This is a genomic window from Salmonirosea aquatica, assembly GCF_009296315.1.
Taxonomy (GTDB): Bacteria; Bacteroidota; Bacteroidia; order Cytophagales; family Spirosomataceae; genus Salmonirosea; species Salmonirosea aquatica.
This window is the reverse complement of the sequence record NZ_WHLY01000002.1, coordinates 4,029,599-4,049,585: the sequence shown is the minus strand read 5'-3', so window position 1 is coordinate 4,049,585 and position 19,987 is coordinate 4,029,599. Positions and strand designations below refer to the sequence as shown.

Genomic DNA, 19,987 nt, shown 5'->3' with positions numbered 1-19,987 from the left:
CTACCTCACCATGATTTTTCCACTGTACCCCCGGCCATTCGCCTGAATTTTATACACATACAGGCCGGCGGGCTGCCGCACGAGCCAGTAGAATTCGTTGTCGCCCGGATGCGCGGCAAATTCTAGTTGTTCCAGAAGCTGTCCCGTCAGCGAGTAAATGTCGAGGTTGATGGTACCCCCGCCCGTAACATTGGCCATAGGTATGGAGAATTTGGCATAGTAGCTCGCCGGGTTGGGGCTGACGCTTACGCCCGGTATTTCCAAATTTCCCTCCACAATCCACCGAATGCGGTACGGCTCCCCTACCCGATTTCCGCTTGCATCTTTTCCCTGTACCAGCAGCGTGTACGTCCCCGGTCCGCCCGAGACCTGATGGGTGGCCCGCAGGCTGTTGGGAGAATCAAGCAAGTAGGTGATTTGTGAATAAGGTACCTTACTGTAATCGCAGCTGTCGCAGGTTTTCAGATATAGTTCAATCAAACTTGTGTCAAGCGCCATCGGGTTTTCATCCGTCAACACGACCATAATGGTAGGATTTGCAGTCAGATGGGCGTCGTTGACGGGTACCTTGCCATTGATACTGACCTGCATGGTAGGATTCAGTCGGTCGGGCCGGGCCGAGGTGGGGTACACCACCGACCCCGCCGCGCGCTCCCAATCCAGGGCGAGTGTGGCCGTATTGTTGTCTTTCCGAAGTTCATCAATTTCGTTCTTATCATCCACCAACACCTCCACCTGAGTGAGCGGCCCGCTGTTTGGAAAAGTCAGGTAGATCGTATCGCGCAGCGCCGGGGCCCGGACAATATAATTCAAAATTACCGCCGCACCAGTGTTGGGCGTTCTTTTCACTTGGAGACTGATGCTGCGGCCTGCCTCCGACTTGCCCACATTGCTCAACACCACCCCTACCTGGAGCGAATCGGCTTTACCCAACGCCAGCGTAGGATTTTTACTTTGGAGAAAAATACGGCTGGCATGAATCGAGTAGTCAGGCTTGCTGATCCGGAACACGACCAATGCCGGATCGCCCAGCAGAATGAGCTGGTGGATATTGGCAATATCGTACGCATCGGGTGAGTCGGTGGCAATGCCGTGGCTTACTTTCTGCAAAATCTCGCCGATAGGTTTTCCCAGCGTTTCTTCTTCGGTAAACAAAGCTTTGTACAGCGCATTGAGGTACCTTCCCGACGTGGGCGCGTAGCTCCAGAACGAGTTGGAAAGTACCCCGATTGCCCCTCTGTCCGGCGCCATGAGCCAGTCCGTGGCCAGTGTTTCGTAGCGATAAAATACATTACCTACCCCGCAGCCATTGAAGTACATGAAGGGGTACTGTCCCTTGTTGCTCAGCTGGGAGGTAGGCGACGAAGCAAAGCCAATATTCAGGTCGGGTACCGTGGGCGAGGCGTGGCCCATAAAAGTGATCATGCCCAGTCCGGCATTCACTTGGGGAGCGATGCTCACATCCTCCACCGGATCAGTGGTGCGCTTCACTACCGTTTCGACCGATCCCTTCAGGTAAGAATCTTCGGCCAGAGGCTCTATATCGCCCAGGATCGTCTGGAGCCGGGCAATCTCCTCCACCGACTTACCTCCGCTCAAGTGCAAGATTTTCTTGGCCGAAAGATCGGCCTCCGTTGCTTCGGTTTCCCGTACTTTTGCGAGGTACGCGAGTACCTGCTGGTTGGTGGAGGCACTCAGGCGACCAGTTCGGTAAGCCTCGCTATCCGACTGGGCACCTCCCAGTCCCGCCGACAGCAGCACGTCCGAACCCGGATACCCGAAGGTAGGTACGAAGTCGCGATCCTGCCAGGTTTTCAGTACATCCGGAAAACTCACTCCATTGCCGACCAGCAGCAGATACTTGTCTTTCTTGCCATCCTGAAGCTGATAGTCCAGAAAATTACGAATTCCCAGCGGTCCCCTTTCTCCATAATTGAACTGATCGTACAAATCCTTCGTGTCGACCACCAGCACGTTGTACCTACCCCCGGCTTCCGAACGACGGTAGTCGGCGTAGGCTTGGGCCGAACTTTCGAGTTGTGCGTGGGTGACAACCAGATAATTAAAACCCGTCGGGTATGGTTTAAAATCTACCTTTTGCAAGGCTTTAACTGAGGTTGGCTGAGTCGCTACAAATAATGTCCGGCTGGTAGCCGTACCGGAAACCGTCATTTTCAACTGGCCGTTTTCGTAGCGACTTTCCACATGGCGGGGGGTACCTGCTTCTGTCACATCGTATACCAAAGCGGTATTTCCCTCCGCTTCTGCCAATCCCTGTACGGCAATAGTAGAAACACCGGAGGCATTGGGAAGCAGGTAAAAATATTTGGTACCTGGCCCCGTCATTACAAACTTCTGGGGGTAGGTTACTTCGTAGCGGGTAAGCGAATAGAGTTCCAGCGGACTTTTGAACTGCGACTGCATGGCCCAGGTGAAGGTACCCTGGGCATCCAGCTCGTTTTCGGCCAGGGTACCCTCCACGGTGCGGTGGTCGAAACCACTGAATTGTAGACTTTCAAATTTTCGGGTACCAATAAAAAATTGGAGCGGATGATTGACTTCAAAGCGGCCATTGACCAGAGCTTTCAATCGAACGGGATAGGAAGTACCCGGCACCCGATTGACGAGGGTCACCGCAACCTTGGCCAGCGAATCACTCTTGATCATTTTCCCGGTCCAGCCTTCCCCCCGCTCGTAGTAGCTTTGCTGCAGGTTGGGTACCAGGCCACTGGTATTGTTGAACGACCATTCGTCCTGATACTCTTTCACCTGCCGTTCGAGGTGAAAGGCTTCCGGGGTAGCGGCCGGGTTGGCAAAGGTAATTTGCGGCACACGCTTCCCTTTCTGCGTAGGGCTAACGGTCAGGAAATAGTAGCTGTCGTCGCTGTACAGGCTGTACGACGTAGGCGGCCGCGCCGAGGCCGGACGGTACACCAGGCTGTCCTGTGCGCCTGTATTGCCGGGTGAGAAGAATTCAATGAAATCCGTCGCACCCAGTTTGCCATCTGTTCCCTTACTGATTCGCAGGGGTACCTCTTTACCCCGATAAAAAAGCTGGATGTTGTCGGTCTGCGTCGTTGCCACCGGGAAGCCCGACTCCGTGAGTTGCGCGCCGGTAAGCCGATAAATGCCGGCTTTCGGAATGGTGATTTTTACATAGGGCTGATCGTAGTTGATCCAGGAGTTTGTGTAGGGAGCTTGCCCCAAGGCTGAGGATACACCGATCAGCAGGAAGAAGAGTATGTTTTTTATCATGCGTAATTTCAGCTCATGGATAGCACCGTACCGCATAGCCCCTTGCCCCAAACCTGCACGGGCTATCCGAATATTTTGTAAAATAGCAAAATAAGGCTACATAAAAATCAGAGTATGGCAGATAATTCAGCCTTTGATTTTCACTTGTTCGTAAGCCGAAGGAAAATCATCCCGATCAGATTAACCTATCTTGCACAAATTCCGTGCTAAATTCGGTATTTGCCGACAAATCAGTTAGCCCGGTCCATTGGCCGCGTTTACAGTCAATGATGAAAACTTAGAACGAAAAAGGGTTATATCAAAATACTTAACTATTGCATTATAAGCGAATCCTAGCTGGAAAGGCCATTGGGAAACGTAGTTTGAGAATCCAAAACAGTATGTAAGTTCCGTCACATTCTTTATCTTCCGAACCAAAATAACCTTTTATACCATGAGCACGCGTCGTACTTTTCTACATACTTTGGGCTTGGGAGCGGGATTATCCGCCCTGGCCCCTACCCTTCTGTCCGCTACTCCCTCAAAAACCGCCGCTGGCCGGCCTGCCCAAAAACTTCGGGTGGCCATTATGGGCCTGGGGAGCTATGGTACCCGCGTAGCTGAGGCCATGAAATCGTGTACCTCGGCCGAACTGGTAGGTATCGTAACGGGCAGTCCCGAGAAGATTCCCGTTTGGAAAAGCAAATACAACATCCCCGATAAGAATGTCTACAACTACGAGACAATCGGGCAAATGAAGAACAACCCGGACATAGATGCCGTGTACGTCATCACGCCCAATTCGCTGCACCACAAGCACGTCATGCAAGTGGCGGCGGCAGGCAAGCATGCGATTTGTGAAAAACCGATGGCCGATACCGCAAAACACGCCCAGGACATGATCGATGCTTGCGAAAAAGCGGGCGTCAAGTTGCTCATTGGCTATCGACTGCACTTTGAGCCCTACACGCGGAAGGTCATCGAAATGCTGCGGGCCGGCGAAATGGGCAAGATCATGCACGTGGACAACTACCAGGGGTTTAAGATCGGCGATCCGACCCAGTGGCGTTTGAAGAAGAATCTGGCGGGTGGTGGTGCCCTGATGGATGTGGGCATCTACTGCCTGAATGCCGCTCGCTACCTCACCGCCGAAGAACCCGTGTGGGTGACGGCCCAGGAAACCAAGACCGATCCGGTCAAATTCGCGGAGGTAGATGAAACGATCACGTTTCAACTGGGCTTCCCGAGCGGAATCATCGCCACCTGCGCGACGACTTACAATTTCAATTTCGAGCGGCTGTATGTGGTAGGCACCAAAGGTTTTGCCGAAATGAGTCCGGCTTACGGGTACGGACCACTCAAAGGCCGTACCCACAAAGGTCCGCTTGAAGAACCCGTGGTTACGCACCAAACCCTGCAAATGGACGGCATGGCGGACATCATCCTGAACGGCAAAACCGTTACTCCGGCCGTAGATGGCTACGAAGGTTTAAAAGACATGAAGGTGATTGATGCGATCTATAAATCGATCAAGGAAGGCAGCAAGAAAGTCATGCTGGGGTAAAATAATTCTGTTTTTTGTTGAATTGTTGAATTGTTGAATTGTTGAATTGTTGAATTGTTGAATTGTTGGAAAGAAGGTCAACATGAGATCAACCTACTGATTATCAGACAATTTAACACATTTAATAAAAAGCAATTCAACAATTCAACAACCATCACCTTCGAAGTGCTCCCACGCGCCAATAGGTAAGTACCAGAAAGAAGACAATCAGGCTGAGGAGGTACACGACATTGCGCAGGTCTACTACACCGCGACCAAGCGCCTGATATTGCTGGTCGAGGGCGGCGGCGGAGAAAAACAGAGCCAGATCGCCCGAACCCAGGAGTTGGGACAGGGCACCGAAACCGCTGTACCACACAAAGCCCAGGAATACGCCGATGACAAAGGCCACGATCTGATTGTCGTTCAGCGAGGAAGCCCAGAGTCCCATGGCGGTCAGCACGCCGCTCAGCAGCAACAAACCGATATAAGAACCGAACACTGCGGCGGAGTCGATGTTGCCTGGCGGATTTCCCAATTGGTACACACTGACATAGTACAGTAAGGTGGGTAGCAGCATCAGGGCTACCAGCAGCCAATTGGCCAGAAATTTACCTACCACCAGTGAAACGTCGCTCAGCGGCTTGGTGAGCAACAGCTCCAGGGTACCCGTCCGGCTTTCTTCGGCCAGCGACCGCATCGTGACCGCCGGAATCAGAAACACCAGTACAAAAGGAGTGAGGTTAAAAAAAACACTCAGGTCGGCGTAGCCATAATCCAGTACGTTGGTGTCCGGAAATACCCATACAATTAGCCCAACTGCCAGCAGGAACGCTGCCATGACGATGTAGGCGATCAGGGAATTGAAAAAACTACTGACCTCTTTTTGAAAGATGGGATACACTTTTGAATGGGAAGTTGGTTGAATGAGGGAATAGGGAATCAGTATTCATGCATCCCCTATTCACTTAATCACAATTAATTTACTCAAATACAGGCTTGTTTCGGCGCAGGATGGCTGCCACGATCAGGGAAATAATGAATCCGATGAAAATCGAAAAGAAAACTCCCGTGGCGAACATAATACCCGGCGACATCATTTTTTCTGAGAATTGCATCGCTCCGTCAATTTGCGCATCGCTCATGCCCCGTTGCTCCATATCTCCGCGGGCGGTATCCAGCGTTTTTTGCATAAAGTTCGTATCGATGAACTGGGTATAGAACATCATGAATGTGGCACCGATCAATCCCGAAATTGCTGAGATCAGGGTACCTATGCCCAGACCTTGCCCGTAGGACATATAGCCGGCGTTTTCGGTCTTGAACTCCCGCATCGCGTACACCATCCCTACCACCAGAATGATCAATCCGAGGGACGAGAGTGCCTGATTCTGGTTTTTTTCGGTAATGATAAGAATGACATTGTATACGATCGAGGCGACGCCAGTAATGACACCGTACTTCAGGGCAATGCGGGCGGTAGAAGGTTGTTCTTGCATGAGGATTTAGGTTTAGAAGGGGTTTTGACTGGAAACGAACTCAAGTAAAAGTAGGCCTATTTGCAAAAATAATCAAGCATCCACCCGGGACTCAGGGATGAGCGGTTTCGGGAGCCTGCCGGCGGAACAACAAGGAGATGATCAGAATGGGCAGTACGGCCAGCACCGTTTTCTTACTCAGTTCGTCAGTGATGAGTTCGCCCGGTTTGGTTTGGCTCACACTTTTTAACATGGCCTGGAATTCCACTTCTCCGATTCTCTTGACCAGCTCGGGTTTGCCCTGCATCAGCAATTGTTTCATCTCGGCCAGGTACCTCACAAATAGACCCGGATCGATCCAGGCAATGAAAAGGTACACCAGCCAGCCCGACACAAAAGCGCCCACGGAATTGACCACGTACCCAATGGTGAGTCCTTCCCAGAAGTGCATGTAGCCGTGGCCCACTTTCTTACGGTAATACCAGCAGGCTGAAATCATCATGATCAGGTAGATCCCAATGTCAAGGGTCCGCTTGTTACCTAGCGGCATGACACCAATCAGGTACAGGCCCAAAAAAAATAGAAAAGCCATGACACCCGTGGCAGCCCCGAAAATGAGCGGAATTTTGAGCAGGGGTTTATTGAAGTAATTTAGAAATGAACTCATTCCAGACTGTGGTTCTTGGTTTGTTTGTTTGTTGCGTTGAGTAGTTTTTAGAAATCGAAGTTGCAGCACGCTGCCCGAATATCTTTTTAGACAAACCAGCGCGCATGGCCGTCGTTAATCACACCCATTACTTTTCCCGTAAGGTTTTGTCCCAGAAAGGGGGTGTTCTTGGAAAGGGACGCCGTTTTTTCATAACGCCATGCTAAGTCCGGGGCAAAGAAGGTGAGGTTGGCCGGTTGGCCTTCGATGATATTGGCTACGGGCAAACGCAGAATCCGGCGCGGACGGCTGGTAAGTTTCTCTATGATATCTTCCACAGGCAAACCGCTATGCATCAGGCTCAAAGAAAATGCTGTTTCCAGGCCAGTAATCCCGAAATCCGCATGATCGAATTCCAGGTTCTTGCATTCTTCGTCGTGTGGGCTATGATCCGATACCAGACAATCGATGGTACCATCAGCCAGTCCCTGACGCAGGGCTTCGCGATCGGCAGGCGTGCGAAAAGGGGGGTTCACTTTCAGGTTCGTGTCGAAACCGAGCAGAGCGCTGTCGTCAAACACCAGCTGGTGGGCCGCCACGTCACACGAAACCGGTAGCCCGGCCGCCTTAGCTTCCCGGATCAGCGCCACGGCGCGCGCCGTAGAAACCAGGGATACATGCAGCATGGGCAGCGTGTCAGAATGGGAGTGATCCTGGGGCAGAACCGCCTGTTCCAGGGCATAGGCCAGCAATTTCAAATCGCGGCTCAGCATCATTTCCTCGGCCAGTGCAGGCATTCCTTTCATACCCAGCAGGGTACTGGTAACTCCCTCGTTCATTTGCCCGTACAAGGTCAGTTGCCGGTCTTCGGGACGGTTGATGAGCAGGGCATTCAAAGGGCGCAGGTACAGCAAGGCTTTGAGCAGAATGTCCGCGTTCTGGATCGGATTTTCACCATCCGTAAATGCGACTGCGCCCGCCCGGTGCAGATCGATCATCTCGGTGAAATCCGTACCCTCGGCTTTTCGTGTTACTGCGGCGGTCACGTGTACCCGTACAGGCCCACCCAAAGGCCGACGCACATAGTTGAGTGTGTCCTTGGCATCCACCACCGGACTGGAATTAGGCAGTAGTACGATTTCAGTAAATCCTCCCCGCAAAGCCGCTTCGCGCACGGAGTCGAGATCCTCCTTGTGTTCAAAGCCGGGGTCGCGCGAGGCTACCCGCAAGTCTAGCCAGCCGGGCGACACACACCAATGATCCGCCTCCACGACCTGGGCTTCGTTCGCTGTCAGCGACTCGCCAATCTGCGCAATCCGGCCCTCTTCTATCAAGATATCCCGAACCTGACCGTCGAGCGGCGAGGTCTTATCCATGATCCGTACGGAACGTACGAGTATTTTCATCCAATTGATTGGGGGATCGGCCCCCTATTTTTGTCGAGTAGGTACTTTCATTTCAATGCATTGCATAAAAAAAGCCCCTTTCGGAGCTTCGCGGGGGGCCTTTCAGGCACCCACGAACTTCTTGTAATCATCAGCCGACATCAGGCCGTCCGCTTCAGCGGGATCCGATACTTTCATACGAATAATCCAGCCTTCGCCATAGGGATCGTTGTTCACCGCCTCAGGAGCGGAATCCAACGCCGGATTGATTTCAAGTACCTCCCCCGCTACGGGCAGAAACAGATCCGAAACGGTCTTGACTGCCTCCACCGAGCCGAATACTTCATTTTGCGCAAGCGTATCGCCCAGGGTATTGATGTCGATGTATACAATATCGCCCAGTTCGTGCTGTGCGTGATCCGTGATGCCCACCGTGGCCATATCGCCTTCCAGGCGCAACCACTCGTGGTCTTCGGTGTATTTCAATTCTTCGGGAAATTTCATAGTAGCGATAGAGTTAGCGATGGAAAAGCAGACTTTAGGCAAATCTAGCAATCATTCGCCCAATCTCTCCTTTTGGGGTTCAAAATTAATTCACTTCCTGCAAAATACAGGTTGCCAGCCCGGATTTCCAAACCCAGGCGACCAGCCTACTGACGTTCAAAAAAATAGGTACGTTTTTCGTCGAGGTCGTCATACGTGAACATAGCTTTCTTACGGTTTTTCCAGGCGTGGCCTATCAGGATAAAATCACCCATACAGCCTAACATGTGGAGTAGGAAAATAATCATCCAGGTCGCTTTCAGTCCCGGTACCCCTACCCAACAGATAAAGAGTAGCAGCGAGATAAGCAGGAAAGGCATGGCAGCCACGAGTGCATTCTCCGGAAGGGACATCACGAACCGCTGTGCGTAGGCATATACCATGAGGCCCTTTTTCGAATAGCCAAATCCCACTTTTCTGGCACCCAGTATTTTAAAAAACAGGGCGTGGATGCCTTCATGAACAGGTAGAATTACCAGAAAAAGCCCCACTACGCCTAGTACCAACTGCCAGCCCAGGGGTAGCAGGGGTGGAGAAACCATGCCTTTGATGGAAAGGCCCAAGAGTGCCCCGAACCCCGCTCCAAGCACAAAGAGTACGGCAATTGGTACCCACTTTGGAGTAGCTTTTTTTTCAGGTTGTCCGGCCAGGGGTACCCTGGCGAAACCTGCTTCCCGGGCCAGAAACTGGGGCATTTCGTCGATCGTGAACGATTCGACCAAACGGTACTCTCCGGAATCGTATAGGGTGGCTACGCTGGGGCGGGGCATAGAAGAACGGGCAGCAACTACAACCGGATGATTTCGGCCCCAATGGCATTGAGGCGGGTGTCGATGTGCTGGTACCCGCGGTCGATCTGCTCGATATTGTCGATGATGCTAACCCCACGCCCCGACAGCGCCGCGATGAGTAGCGCCACCCCGGCCCGGATGTCGGGCGAGGTCATGCGGATACCCCGCAACTGGGTTTCGCGGTTCAGGCCAATGACCGTGGCGCGGTGGGGATCGCACAGGATAATCTGGGCACCCATTTCGATGAGCTTATCCACAAAGAACAGGCGGCTCTCGAACATTTTCTGGTGAATCAGCACGGTACCCTGCGCCTGAGTGGCGGTCACCAGCACTATACTGAGCAGGTCGGGCGTAAAGCCCGGCCAGGGGGCATCCGCCACGGTGAGGGTAGAGCCATCGAGGTAGCTGTCAATGCGGTAATGGTCCTGAGCCGGCACAAATATGTCGTCGCCCCGAATTTCCAGCTCGATACCCAAACGCCTGAATACATCGGGAATAACTCCCAGCATAGGTACCTGGCAATTCTTGATCGTAATTTCGGATTGGGTCATGGCGGCCAAGCCGATGAAACTACCGATTTCGATCATATCGGGCAGCATGGTATGTTCGGTACCATGAAGTTTGTCTACGCCTTCGATGGTGAGCAGGTTGGATCCTACCCCCGAAATTTTGGCGCCCATGCGGTTGAGCATCAGGCAGAGTTGCTGCAGGTAGGGCTCACAGGCGGCGTTGTAGATGGTGGTGGTACCCTCCGCCATGACGGCCGCCATCAACAAGTTGGCCGTACCGGTCACGGAAGCCTCGTCCAGGAGCATGTAGGTACCTTTCAGATTTTTAGCATCCACCCGGTAAAACCCACCATCCTCTTGGGTGTAGCTGAATTCAGCCCCCAGTTTCTCAAAGCCCAGAAAGTGGGTATCCAGGCGTCGGCGGCCGATCTTGTCGCCTCCCGGACGCGGAATGCGCCCCTTACGGAAACGCGCCAGCATAGGTCCCAGCAGCATGACCGAGCCCCGCAGCGCGGCGGCTTTCTGCTTGAATGATTCCGACTCCATGTAGTCGGTATTGACATCGCTCGCCTCGAAACGGATGGAGGAGTCGCTGAGCAAGGTACGGCGAACGCCCAGATCGCCCAGCAGATCAATGAGCTGGTTGACGTCCCGGATCGAGGGTATATTATGAATCGTAACGGGTTCGGGGGTCAGAAGTACCGCGCAGAGAATCTGCAACGCTTCGTTTTTGGCACCCTGGGGTATTATTTCGCCTTTCAGGTGGCGGCCACCCGTAATTTTGAATGAAGCCATTTGGTAAGTTGAGAGTGGAAAATGAATAGCGGATCGGAACTGCTTACATGCCTTGGCAGGCAAACATCTCCCGGGTCGTATACCTCGCCCGACAAATCATCAGGCCTTATCAACTACCTATTCATTTCCGGCGGTTGCGGTTATTATTATTGTTATTCCGGTTTGAAAACTTATTGGAATTGCGGTTGCGTGAGTTGCCGCTGGTATTTCCCGCATTACTTGTGTTCTTAGCCCGGTCGTTATTAAAATTGGTCTGAGCCTTATAGCCCGTCACCGTGTTGCCACGGCTGCGATCGACGTTGCTGTTGCGATCCTTGGGCGAGGCTTCGATGGGGCCATTCTGACGGATGTATTCTATTTCGGCCTGCAATTTCCCATCCGATAGCTCCATCAGGTGCTCCAGCAGTACCACATCCTCGGGATTGTCACGGTTCCAGGCATTATAGAACGAGCGCATCAGCCGGTACAGGTACGAAACAAACGCTAGCCGGTCGTCGGGATCTTCGGTTTCGATGGCTTTCTCTACCAGCAATTCGATATTCTTGCCGTAGTGATGGTAATTCAGCTTATGCTGATTGTAGCCAACCTTCTGAGGTTTCTTACCCAGCGATTCTTTGGAGGGTGGCGGAAAAGGTCCATCCACTTCCAGTTCGAAGCCTGAGATAATGAAGAGGTCGTCCCAGAGCTTGTTATAATAGTCCTGATTGTCCCGCATACCCGGATGGATCTGGCGCATGAGTTCTACCAGGATGTGCGCATAGAGGGTGCGCTTCGCGGGATCTTCCATCTGGACGATGTGATCGGCGAGTTTCTGTACGTTGCTACCGTATTCTTTCAAAAGCGTGAAGATTATTTAAGATTGACAAAATTAAGAAGTTTTTATCATAAAAAGGCCATTGTCCATTCGGGCAGGCAGGCCGGACAAAGGGGATTTGCTACTTTTGCAAACTCCAAAATAACACTCTGCCTGCTTTCTCACTATGTACCCCCTTCTACGTCTCTTCCGTCAGGACCTGCGCGAAACGCTCCGGCTTAGTGTTCCTATCGTCATTGCCCAGCTGGGTGTGGTACTGATGGGGGTTACGGACAACCTGATGATCGGTCGCATGCTGGGAGCGGTTCCTTTGGGGGCCGCTGGCATAGCCAATTCTGTCACATTCATGATTGGCAGCATCGGCTTCGGTGGCCTGCTGATCGTATCGGCGCTGATCTCGCAGGCACAGGGAAAAGGCAATCCCGGCGAAGTCAACCGGCTCTATCGTGCTGCTATCCGGGCAGCCTGGTTACTAGGCTTGGTCTTAGGGGTGGTATGTACCCTGATGGCCTGGCAATTCCAGATTTTCGGCCAAACCCCCACCGTGACGCGCATGGCCAGGCCCTTCGTCCTTATCCTAACGCTTTCCAACGTACCTTTGTTACTTTTCATCGCCATTCGGCAGTTGTGCGATGGCCTCTCCCGCCCCAAAGTCACAATGTACATCACACTGTCGGCTCTGGGGTTGAACGCAATACTGAATTATTTTCTGATTCACCACCTGGGCTTGATCGGTGCGGCCATAGGTACCCTGCTGGCGCGCTGTTACATGGCGTTGGCGATCTGGATTTACGTAAAAAGAGACTCCTTCTTTATCCCCTACCTTAAAACGCAGGGTACCCTCCCGCTCACACCGCTGATTACTAAAATCCTGCGCCTGGGTCTACCAAGCGGCTTTCAGTTTTTTTTCGAGATCGCAGCCTTTTCCCTGGCGGTAATCATGGTAGGCTGGCTGGGCGAAGCCCAACTGGCAGCCCATCAGATCGCGATCAACATGGCCTCCACTACCTACATGATGGCCACAGGCATTGCCGCTGCGGGTAGCATCCGGGTAGGCAACGCCGTAGGGCGCAGAAACCGACCGGCCGTGCAGCGGGCCGGGACGGCGGCCTTTCTACTGTCTATAGTATTTATGGCCGGATGCTGCGTCCTGTTTCTCACGGCCCATGAATGGCTGATCGGTTTATATATCCGTGATAATGTCCGGGTAACTGCTATTGCTACCACTTTGGTCATTATTGCCGGTTTTTTCCAACTTTCCGATGGCGTACAAGTGGTAGGGCTTGGGGTACTTCGTGGTATTGCGGATGTGAATGTACCTACCCTACTGACCCTCATCGCCTACTGGGTGGTGGCCTTACCGCTGAGCTATGTGCTGGCTTTCCCGCTGGGCATGGATGCCACGGGCGTCTGGATCGGGCTTCTGGCGGGCCTCACCGTGTCGGCGGCTTTGCTCACCTACCGGTTTTACCATAAGCTACCCCGCGTTAAGCTGGATGAAATTGAACCCGAGGTAGCGCATGTTTGAAACCTCAACCGCGCCGTTTAAGCTTGACTCAGTTGAATTACCACGGGTACCAGATTGAATAACGCGTGCTGAACAATGGCTTGAGCAAACCCAAACCTCATCCGGACGTAGCCGTTGAACAACCCCAGCAGAATCTGTTGAAATGTGATCAAGAACGCCAGGCTTACGACCGTGGGGTTTATTTCACGGACATTAAAAATGTGCATCAGGCCGAATGACAGCGAGGAGACGTAGAACACCCAGCCAAAATTTCTTTTCCACCAGTGTCCTACCTTATGTTCAAAATAGGGAATCCGCAATAGGGCATACGTGGTCAGTCCCGTTACTACGGCCATACCAACCATGAGATAAAAACCAGGCGCGGCCAACACCCGCGTGATGGTGGTGGAGTAGGTACCCCCATAGGGCAGCCAGTAAAAAACGATCAGACCCAGCGATACGGCCGTACGGACCGGACTGAATTGTAGTCCCCAGCGGTAGGCGGTTTCTTCGAGCAACGGAGCCGACAACAGTGCGCCAATCAACAGAGGTATTATTCCAAAATCGGGGTGCTGCTGTTTTTGTAATTCGTGTCCGGTAAAATAAAGCACCAGGGGATGGAAACCATTCATTTCCAGAATAATACCCAGAACGCGAATTATAAAAAAACCGATAAACAGCTTGAAAGCAATAAGTAGCGAAAAGCTGTAGGTATGCTCAGGGTATCCTGGCCTTATTAAAAAGCCCCAGAAATCACGCAGAATGAATTGGATGGTAGTGGAGTTTTCATCCATAGAATCGACTTGCAGCATGAATCATCAAAAGCAAGGCGGTCGCTCAATGTATAGAGCGACCGCCTTTTCTGGTTTTCATTAAGAATTTCAGCTTTCAGGAAAACTGAGCGCAAATAGTGGAAAGCTTAACGCTTTTTCTTGGTTCCAGCCAGTGCGGGTTCGTTGGTGATCGTCACCAAATCAGCTACGATACGGCTGGTTTCAGTCAGATACACATCGTTTTTCTTTTTAACGGGGGTAGCTTTGGCCACGGCCGTAGAATCACTCCCACTTTCTTCATCATCATCGGCTTCATCCCCAAAGTCCTTGAGCGCGGCACGCTTCTTCTCAGCTTCGGCGCGCTCCTTCCGGCGTTTGTCAATCTGCAACGATACCATTTTATCCTCACGGGCCTTCCGGAAAGCTGCCATGTCCTCAACAAGCTTTTTCAGTTCTTCGTCCGACTTCAAACGCTGGTTGTGCTTATCGCGCAGTTGAGCCACCAGCTTGTCCGTAATGTTATCGGTTACTTCATACCGCGACGAAGGGATTTGATCCCAGGGCAAGGCACTGGGCTGGGAAGCTTCCCCGTATTCGTCGGCTTTGTACGGAGTGGGCAACTCCAAATCAGGAGTAACGCCCCGCAACTGGGTACTGCTACCATTGATGCGGTAAAACTTAGCCACGGTCATTTTCACCTCACCCAGCGGATCACTTTCCTTAGGCATCCATTTGTTAAGCTCGATGAGCGTTTGCACGGTACCTTTCCCGTACGACTGTTCGCCTACGATAATACCACGCTTATAATCCTGGATGGCAGCCGCGAAAATCTCAGAAGCCGAAGCACTGAAACGGTTCACCATGACGGCTAAGGGGCCGTCATAAGCGATCATCGGATCGGTATCGGACTGTACCTCTATTTCGTCACCGGATTCCTTGACCTGCACTACGGGGCCCTTGTTGATAAACAAACCGGTGAGCGAAATGGCCTCAGTCAGCGAACCACCGCCGTTATTGCGCAGGTCGATCACGATACCTTCTACCCCATCCTTACGGAGCTGATCCATGAGGTTCTGTACATCACGGGTGGTACTTGAAAATTCTTTCTCGCGTTTCTGAGCGCCTTCAAAATCGCGGTAGAACAGTGGGATATCGATTACTCCTACCTTCATGGGCTTACCGCCATGATCCACAGTCACGATTTCACTTTTAGCGCGTTGTTCTTCCAGTTTGATCTTCTCACGCACGATCCGGAGTTCACGGGGCGGCGTATTGGGTAGCGCGTTGGCGGCCAGTACCTGCAGACGCACTACGGTACCCTTCGGGCCTTTGATCAGCTTGACAGCATCGTCCACAAACCAACCCACGATATCCACGAAGTTGCCGTCATCGCCCTGAGCTACCCCCATGATGCGGTCTTCTTTTTTCAGTTGCTTACCCCGGAAGGCCGGGCCGCCGGGAATCACATCCACAATTTTAATATAGTTGTCCTCTTCACGCAGCAAGGCACCAATTCCTTCGAGTGATTGGCTCATGTCCTGCTTGAATCGGTCGGCCGAAACCGGGCCCAGGTAATTGGTATGCGGATCAAGCGATTCGGCAAAGGCGTTCATGTACATCTGGAACACCTGCTCGGTACGGATGCGGGCTAAGGCGCGATCACGGGTTTTGTAGCGATCGCGCAGGGTTGAGATGACGGCCGTATCGGCCTTTCCCGCCAACTTCAGGTCCAGGGCTTCACTCTTGATGTACTTGCGCCAGGTATCGTTCAGTTCCTCGGTACTTTTGGCCCATGTAGCTTTCTCACGGTCAGTATTCAGACTTTCCTCCGTCATGTAGTTGAACGGCTCAGGCTTTTCTAACAGACTCTGGATGTAAGCGCTACGCTCCTGATACCGCTTGCGGAATACATTATAGATATCGAAGGGTACCTCGAGCTCGTCGTTCTTCAGGAAGTCATCAAATGAATTCCGGTATTTTTCAAACTGGTTCACATCGGATGCCAGGAAATAGAGCTTGCCGTGGTCGATGTCGTCCAGGTACTTGGAAAATATGGCGGACGACAGGGAGTCGTTCAGTTTGGTTTTCCGATAGTGGTAGTTGGTAAGAATGCGGGTCACCAGTGCTTCGGCCCTGAACTGCGCCTCGGTGGGCTTCAGATCCTCCGTGAGCGCTCCTCCTTCCAGAGCAATGCTCTCGTCAATCCGAACGGCGCTTTGGGGTTCGGGGCCTCGCTGCCAGCTCAGCAGCACTACAGGTATTAGAGTGATCAGGTATTTTCTCATAGCGAAATTTATTTTAAGATATCCAAAAGCTCCACATCAAATATCAACGTGGAGTTGGGGCCTATGGTAGGCCCGGCTGCACGCTCACCGTATGCTAAATCCGAAGGAATGTACAATCTGAATTTTGAGCCAACCGGCATCAGTTGCAGGGCTTCCTGCCAACCTTTGATAACTCCATTGACCGGAAATTCCACCGGTTCGCCCCGTTCCACCGAACTGTCGAATACCGTGCCGTCAATAAGTGTGCCATGGTAGTGGGTCTTGACGCGCGAAGTATCGGCAGGCTTGGGGCCATCTCCCATTTTCAACACTTCATATTGGAGCCCGCTGGCTGTTGTGGTAACTTGGGGCCGTTTCTTGTTTTCTTCCAAAAATGCTTCTCCCGCCTTCCGGTTAGCATCCCCTTTGACGTTGGCTTGTTTCTGAAAATACTCACCGATGAACTGGTTGGCCTGGTCGGGGCTTAGCAGGGTGGAGGTACCTTTTAAAGTTTCATTGATGGCCTTCACCAGCAAATTGGTATTGATATCGGCCAGGCCCTGGGCTTTCAGGGAGCCTCCCACGCTCAGGCCGATCGAATAGGCAATCGAGTCAAGGGCGGTTTTAAGGACGGGAGCGGCGACTGCGGCAGTCGCGGTGGGTTTTGGGGTACTCTTGGTGGGAGCTTTAGCAGTCTGAGCATCAACCTCCGAAGCCATCATTGCAGCGCAGATGACAACGGCAAAAACATTCTTTGCGTTACGAAACATTCGGTTTGAAAAAGACAAGTAGGGATGAATTTTTGGTAAGATTGTTAAAAAACGAAAGCATTCGGCTAATAAACACACCTGACCCCCAAAAAAGTTTGGCCGCGCCCCTAAAATAGCCCCGGAAGCGTATTTCCATATCCTGGGCGGGTTCGGCCTCCCTACCTTAGAAAAATCTAATTTCTGGCTTGTAGTTTTTTTAGAATGAATACCGGAATTAAAGAATAAAACCCTAAATTTGCGGCTGTTTTCGAGAATACTAAACTTCAACATTCACAATACGTAACTAAATAACATGGTATCTGTTAGACCGGACGAGGTTTCAGCCATTCTGCGCGAGCAACTTGCGGGCGCTAAATCGGAGGCGGAACTCGAAGAAGTGGGTACGGTGCTACAAGTCGGCGACGGCGTGGCGCGTATCTATGGGCTTTCCAAAGTACAGGCAGGTGAGCTGCTCGTGTTTGCAAATGGCCTCAAAGCGCTTGTACTTAACCTGGAAGAAGACAATGTGGGGGCGGTATTGCTGGGCGAATCGAGTGAAATCAAAGAAGGTGACACGGTAAAACGTACCAACGAAATCGCATCCATCCAGGTAGGTGACAAAATCGTGGGCCGCGTGGTGAACACCCTGGCCGAGCCTATCGACGGCCTGGGCCCCATTCAGGGCGAGCTGTTCGAAATGCCTTTGGAACGTAAAGCACCGGGTGTAATCTTCCGCCAACCCGTAACTGAACCTCTGCAAACCGGAATTAAGGCCATCGATGCCATGATCCCCATCGGGCGTGGTCAGCGTGAGTTGGTCATTGGCGACCGTCAGACCGGCAAGACGGCGGTTTGTATTGATACCATCATCAATCAGAAAGAGTTTTACGATCGCGGCGAACCCGTTTTCTGTATCTACGTAGCCTGCGGCCAGAAAGCCTCCACCATCAAGCAGGTGGAAACCACGTTGCGTCGCTATGGTGCCATGGATTATACCGTGATTGTAGCGGCCGGTGCGTCAGACCCCACTCCCATGCAATTCTTTGCGCCCTTTACGGGAGCAGCCATCGGTGAGTACTTCCGGGATACGGGACGTCCAGCCCTGGTAATTTACGACGACCTTTCGAAGCAGGCTGTATCGTACCGCGAGGTATCACTGCTGCTACGTAGGCCTCCCGGACGCGAAGCGTATCCTGGCGACGTATTTTACCTGCACAGCCGCCTGTTGGAGCGGGCCGCCAAAATCGTGAATGACGATTCCATTGCCCAAAATATGAACGATCTTCCCCCTTCTTTGAAAGGCAAGGTAAAAGGGGGTGGTTCATTGACGGCTCTGCCTATCATCGAAACACAGGCAGGTGACGTATCGGCCTATATTCCTACCAATGTGATCTCGATTACAGACGGGCAGATATTCCTGGAAACGAACCTGTTTAACTCGGGTATCCGTCCGGCCATCAACGTCGGTATCTCGGTATCGCGGGTAGGAGGAAACGCCCAGATCAAATCCATGAAAAAGGTAGCGGGTACCCTGAAGCTCGATCAGGCGCAATTCCGCGAACTGGAAGCCTTCGCCAAGTTCGGTTCTGACCTCGATGCCGCCACGCAGCTGGCGATCGACCGCGGACGCCGCAACCAGGAGGTATTGAAGCAACCTCAATATAGCCCCGTGGCCGTGGAGCAGCAAGTAGCCATTATTTATGCTTCCACCAAAGGCCTGATCGACAAAGTTCCCGTGGACCGGGTAAAGGAATTTGAATCGGAATACCTGACGGTACTATCCGGTCAGTATAGCGATACGCTGAAAGCGCTGCAGGCGGGCAAATTCGACGACAGCCTGACCGGCGTTCTGGAAAAGGTAGCCAAGGAAATTTCAGCCAAGTACATTTGAGTGTCAGGTCTGGTTGGTAGGCGAGCCTAACAGATCGCTTACCAACCGGACAACTTCGGCCAAAAAACATCGAGAAGACAAGTTTATGCAATAAGCTGACAGTTAGAAACCAATCCTTTCAACTCTCAACTTCAACTCTCAACTAAACAAGTGGCAAGTTTAAAAGAAGTACGTAACCGGATCGTTTCGGTCAACTCTACCCAGCAAATCACCAAAGCCATGAAGATGGTGGCGGCGGCCAAATTACGGCGCGCGCAGGACAACATCATTCAGATGCGTCCTTACGCTCAGAAACTGGGCGAAATGCTGGCGACGGTATCGTCAGGCAGCGAGAGGGGCTCAGACAGTCCTTTTAAGAAAGCGAGGCCCGTAGAGAAAGTACTGATGGTGCTCGTCACCTCAGACCGCGGCTTGTGCGGAGCGTTCAATACGAACGTAATTAAGGCCGCCATGGCCCATATCAACGCTAATTATGCCGATTTGGCACGACGTGGGAACGTTGAGGTACTAGCCATCGGTAAGAAAGGTGCCGAAGGCATGGCACGCCGGGGATTCAAAGTCACCACCACATTTCAGCATCTTTTTATGAAGCTCAGTTTTGTGGAGGTAAAGGAAGCTGCCGAATACATCATGGATGCTTTTGCGCAGGGACGCTACGATCGGGTGGATTTGGTTTTCAATGAGTTCAAAAACGTGGCTACCCAGATAATCCGTACCGAACAGTACCTACCTATTGCGGATAGCCCCAACAACACCCAAACCGGTCGGACCAATATCAACTATATTTTTGAGCCCGAGGAAGAAAAGATCGTGAACGAACTGATCCCCAAATCGCTCAAAATTCAGTTGTACCGCGCCGTACTCGAATCGAACGCTTCGGAACATGGAGCCCGCATGACGGCCATGGACAAGGCTACCGACAACGCACAGGAACTGTTGAAAGAACTACGGCTGGTGTACAACCGTACCCGGCAGGCCGCTATTACTAAGGAAATCCTTGAAATTGTAGGAGGAGCCGAAGCACTGGTATAGGGTACCCCTCAGATAGAACCAGCAGGAACGGGA

General features: G+C 52.2%; 16 protein-coding genes. 4 read left to right on the top strand and 12 right to left on the bottom strand.

What is annotated here, in order from left to right:
- Window positions 1–3,255 carry a putative type IX secretion system sortase PorU2 gene (porU2, locus tag GBK04_RS17890; protein WP_373331083.1) on the bottom strand — a complete coding sequence of 1,085 codons (3,255 nt, stop codon included), beginning with the start codon at window positions 3,253–3,255 and terminating at the stop codon, window positions 1–3.
- Window positions 3,256–3,688: 433 nt separating this feature from the next.
- On the opposite strand from porU2, the gene GBK04_RS17885 reads away from it, so the two are divergent.
- A complete protein-coding gene (locus GBK04_RS17885; RefSeq protein WP_152761979.1) occupies window positions 3,689–4,798 on the top strand; it encodes a Gfo/Idh/MocA family protein in 1,110 nt (369 codons plus the stop codon).
- Window positions 4,799–4,952: 154 nt separating this feature from the next.
- On the opposite strand, the gene gldF is transcribed toward GBK04_RS17885, so the two are convergent.
- From gldF to GBK04_RS17845, 8 genes are all read right to left on the bottom strand, one after another.
- Window positions 4,953–5,681, bottom strand: a complete 729-nt coding sequence (gene gldF / locus GBK04_RS17880; RefSeq protein ID WP_373331082.1) for a gliding motility-associated ABC transporter permease subunit GldF — start codon at window positions 5,679–5,681, stop codon at window positions 4,953–4,955.
- A gap of 79 nt (window positions 5,682–5,760) precedes the next feature.
- The gene (locus tag GBK04_RS17875; RefSeq protein WP_152761975.1) at window positions 5,761–6,276 is read right to left on the bottom strand and encodes a DUF4199 domain-containing protein; all 516 of its coding nucleotides are present in this window, start codon (window positions 6,274–6,276) and stop codon (window positions 5,761–5,763) included.
- Between the two features lie 91 nt (window positions 6,277–6,367).
- The gene (locus GBK04_RS17870; RefSeq protein WP_152761973.1) at window positions 6,368–6,922 is read right to left on the bottom strand and encodes a DUF4199 domain-containing protein; all 555 of its coding nucleotides are present in this window, start codon (window positions 6,920–6,922) and stop codon (window positions 6,368–6,370) included.
- Between the two features lie 86 nt (window positions 6,923–7,008).
- Window positions 7,009–8,307 (bottom strand): dihydroorotase, encoded by a 1,299-nt coding sequence (locus GBK04_RS17865; RefSeq protein ID WP_152761971.1) that lies wholly within the window; start codon window positions 8,305–8,307, stop codon window positions 7,009–7,011.
- A 102-nt stretch (window positions 8,308–8,409) separates the two neighbouring features.
- Entirely contained in the window at window positions 8,410–8,790 is a 381-nt protein-coding gene (gene gcvH / locus GBK04_RS17860) for a glycine cleavage system protein GcvH (RefSeq protein WP_152761969.1), read from the bottom strand.
- 146 nt (window positions 8,791–8,936) lie between these two features.
- On the bottom strand, window positions 8,937–9,599 hold the full coding sequence (locus tag GBK04_RS17855) for a DUF3267 domain-containing protein (protein ID WP_152761967.1): 663 nt from the start codon (window positions 9,597–9,599) through the stop codon (window positions 8,937–8,939).
- Window positions 9,600–9,616: 17 nt separating this feature from the next.
- Window positions 9,617–10,924 (bottom strand): UDP-N-acetylglucosamine 1-carboxyvinyltransferase, encoded by a 1,308-nt coding sequence (gene murA, locus GBK04_RS17850; RefSeq protein ID WP_152761965.1) that lies wholly within the window; start codon window positions 10,922–10,924, stop codon window positions 9,617–9,619.
- Between the two features lie 121 nt (window positions 10,925–11,045).
- Window positions 11,046–11,762: a DUF4290 domain-containing protein gene (locus tag GBK04_RS17845; RefSeq protein WP_152761964.1), complete on the bottom strand. Its 717-nt coding sequence runs from the start codon at window positions 11,760–11,762 to the stop codon at window positions 11,046–11,048.
- A 142-nt stretch (window positions 11,763–11,904) separates the two neighbouring features.
- On the opposite strand from GBK04_RS17845, the gene GBK04_RS17840 reads away from it, so the two are divergent.
- Window positions 11,905–13,266 (top strand): MATE family efflux transporter, encoded by a 1,362-nt coding sequence (locus GBK04_RS17840; protein ID WP_152761963.1) that lies wholly within the window; start codon window positions 11,905–11,907, stop codon window positions 13,264–13,266.
- A 17-nt stretch (window positions 13,267–13,283) separates the two neighbouring features.
- On the opposite strand, the gene GBK04_RS17835 is transcribed toward GBK04_RS17840, so the two are convergent.
- The 3 genes from GBK04_RS17835 to bamJ form a co-directional block, all read right to left on the bottom strand.
- On the bottom strand, window positions 13,284–14,057 hold the full coding sequence (locus GBK04_RS17835; protein WP_152761962.1) for a CPBP family glutamic-type intramembrane protease: 774 nt from the start codon (window positions 14,055–14,057) through the stop codon (window positions 13,284–13,286).
- Between the two features lie 107 nt (window positions 14,058–14,164).
- Window positions 14,165–16,303: a carboxy terminal-processing peptidase gene (locus GBK04_RS17830; protein WP_152761961.1), complete on the bottom strand. Its 2,139-nt coding sequence runs from the start codon at window positions 16,301–16,303 to the stop codon at window positions 14,165–14,167.
- An 8-nt stretch (window positions 16,304–16,311) separates the two neighbouring features.
- On the bottom strand, window positions 16,312–17,052 hold the full coding sequence (gene bamJ, locus GBK04_RS17825; protein ID WP_152761960.1) for a BamJ family beta-barrel-assembly machinery protein: 741 nt from the start codon (window positions 17,050–17,052) through the stop codon (window positions 16,312–16,314).
- 292 nt (window positions 17,053–17,344) lie between these two features.
- On the opposite strand from bamJ, the gene atpA reads away from it, so the two are divergent.
- Complete coding sequence (gene atpA, locus GBK04_RS17820; protein WP_152761959.1) at window positions 17,345–18,922, top strand: F0F1 ATP synthase subunit alpha; 1,578 nt, start codon at window positions 17,345–17,347, stop codon at window positions 18,920–18,922.
- Between the two features lie 150 nt (window positions 18,923–19,072).
- Entirely contained in the window at window positions 19,073–19,954 is an 882-nt protein-coding gene (gene atpG / locus GBK04_RS17815; protein ID WP_373331081.1) for an ATP synthase F1 subunit gamma, read from the top strand.
- The last annotated feature ends 33 nt before the right edge of the window (window positions 19,955–19,987 follow it).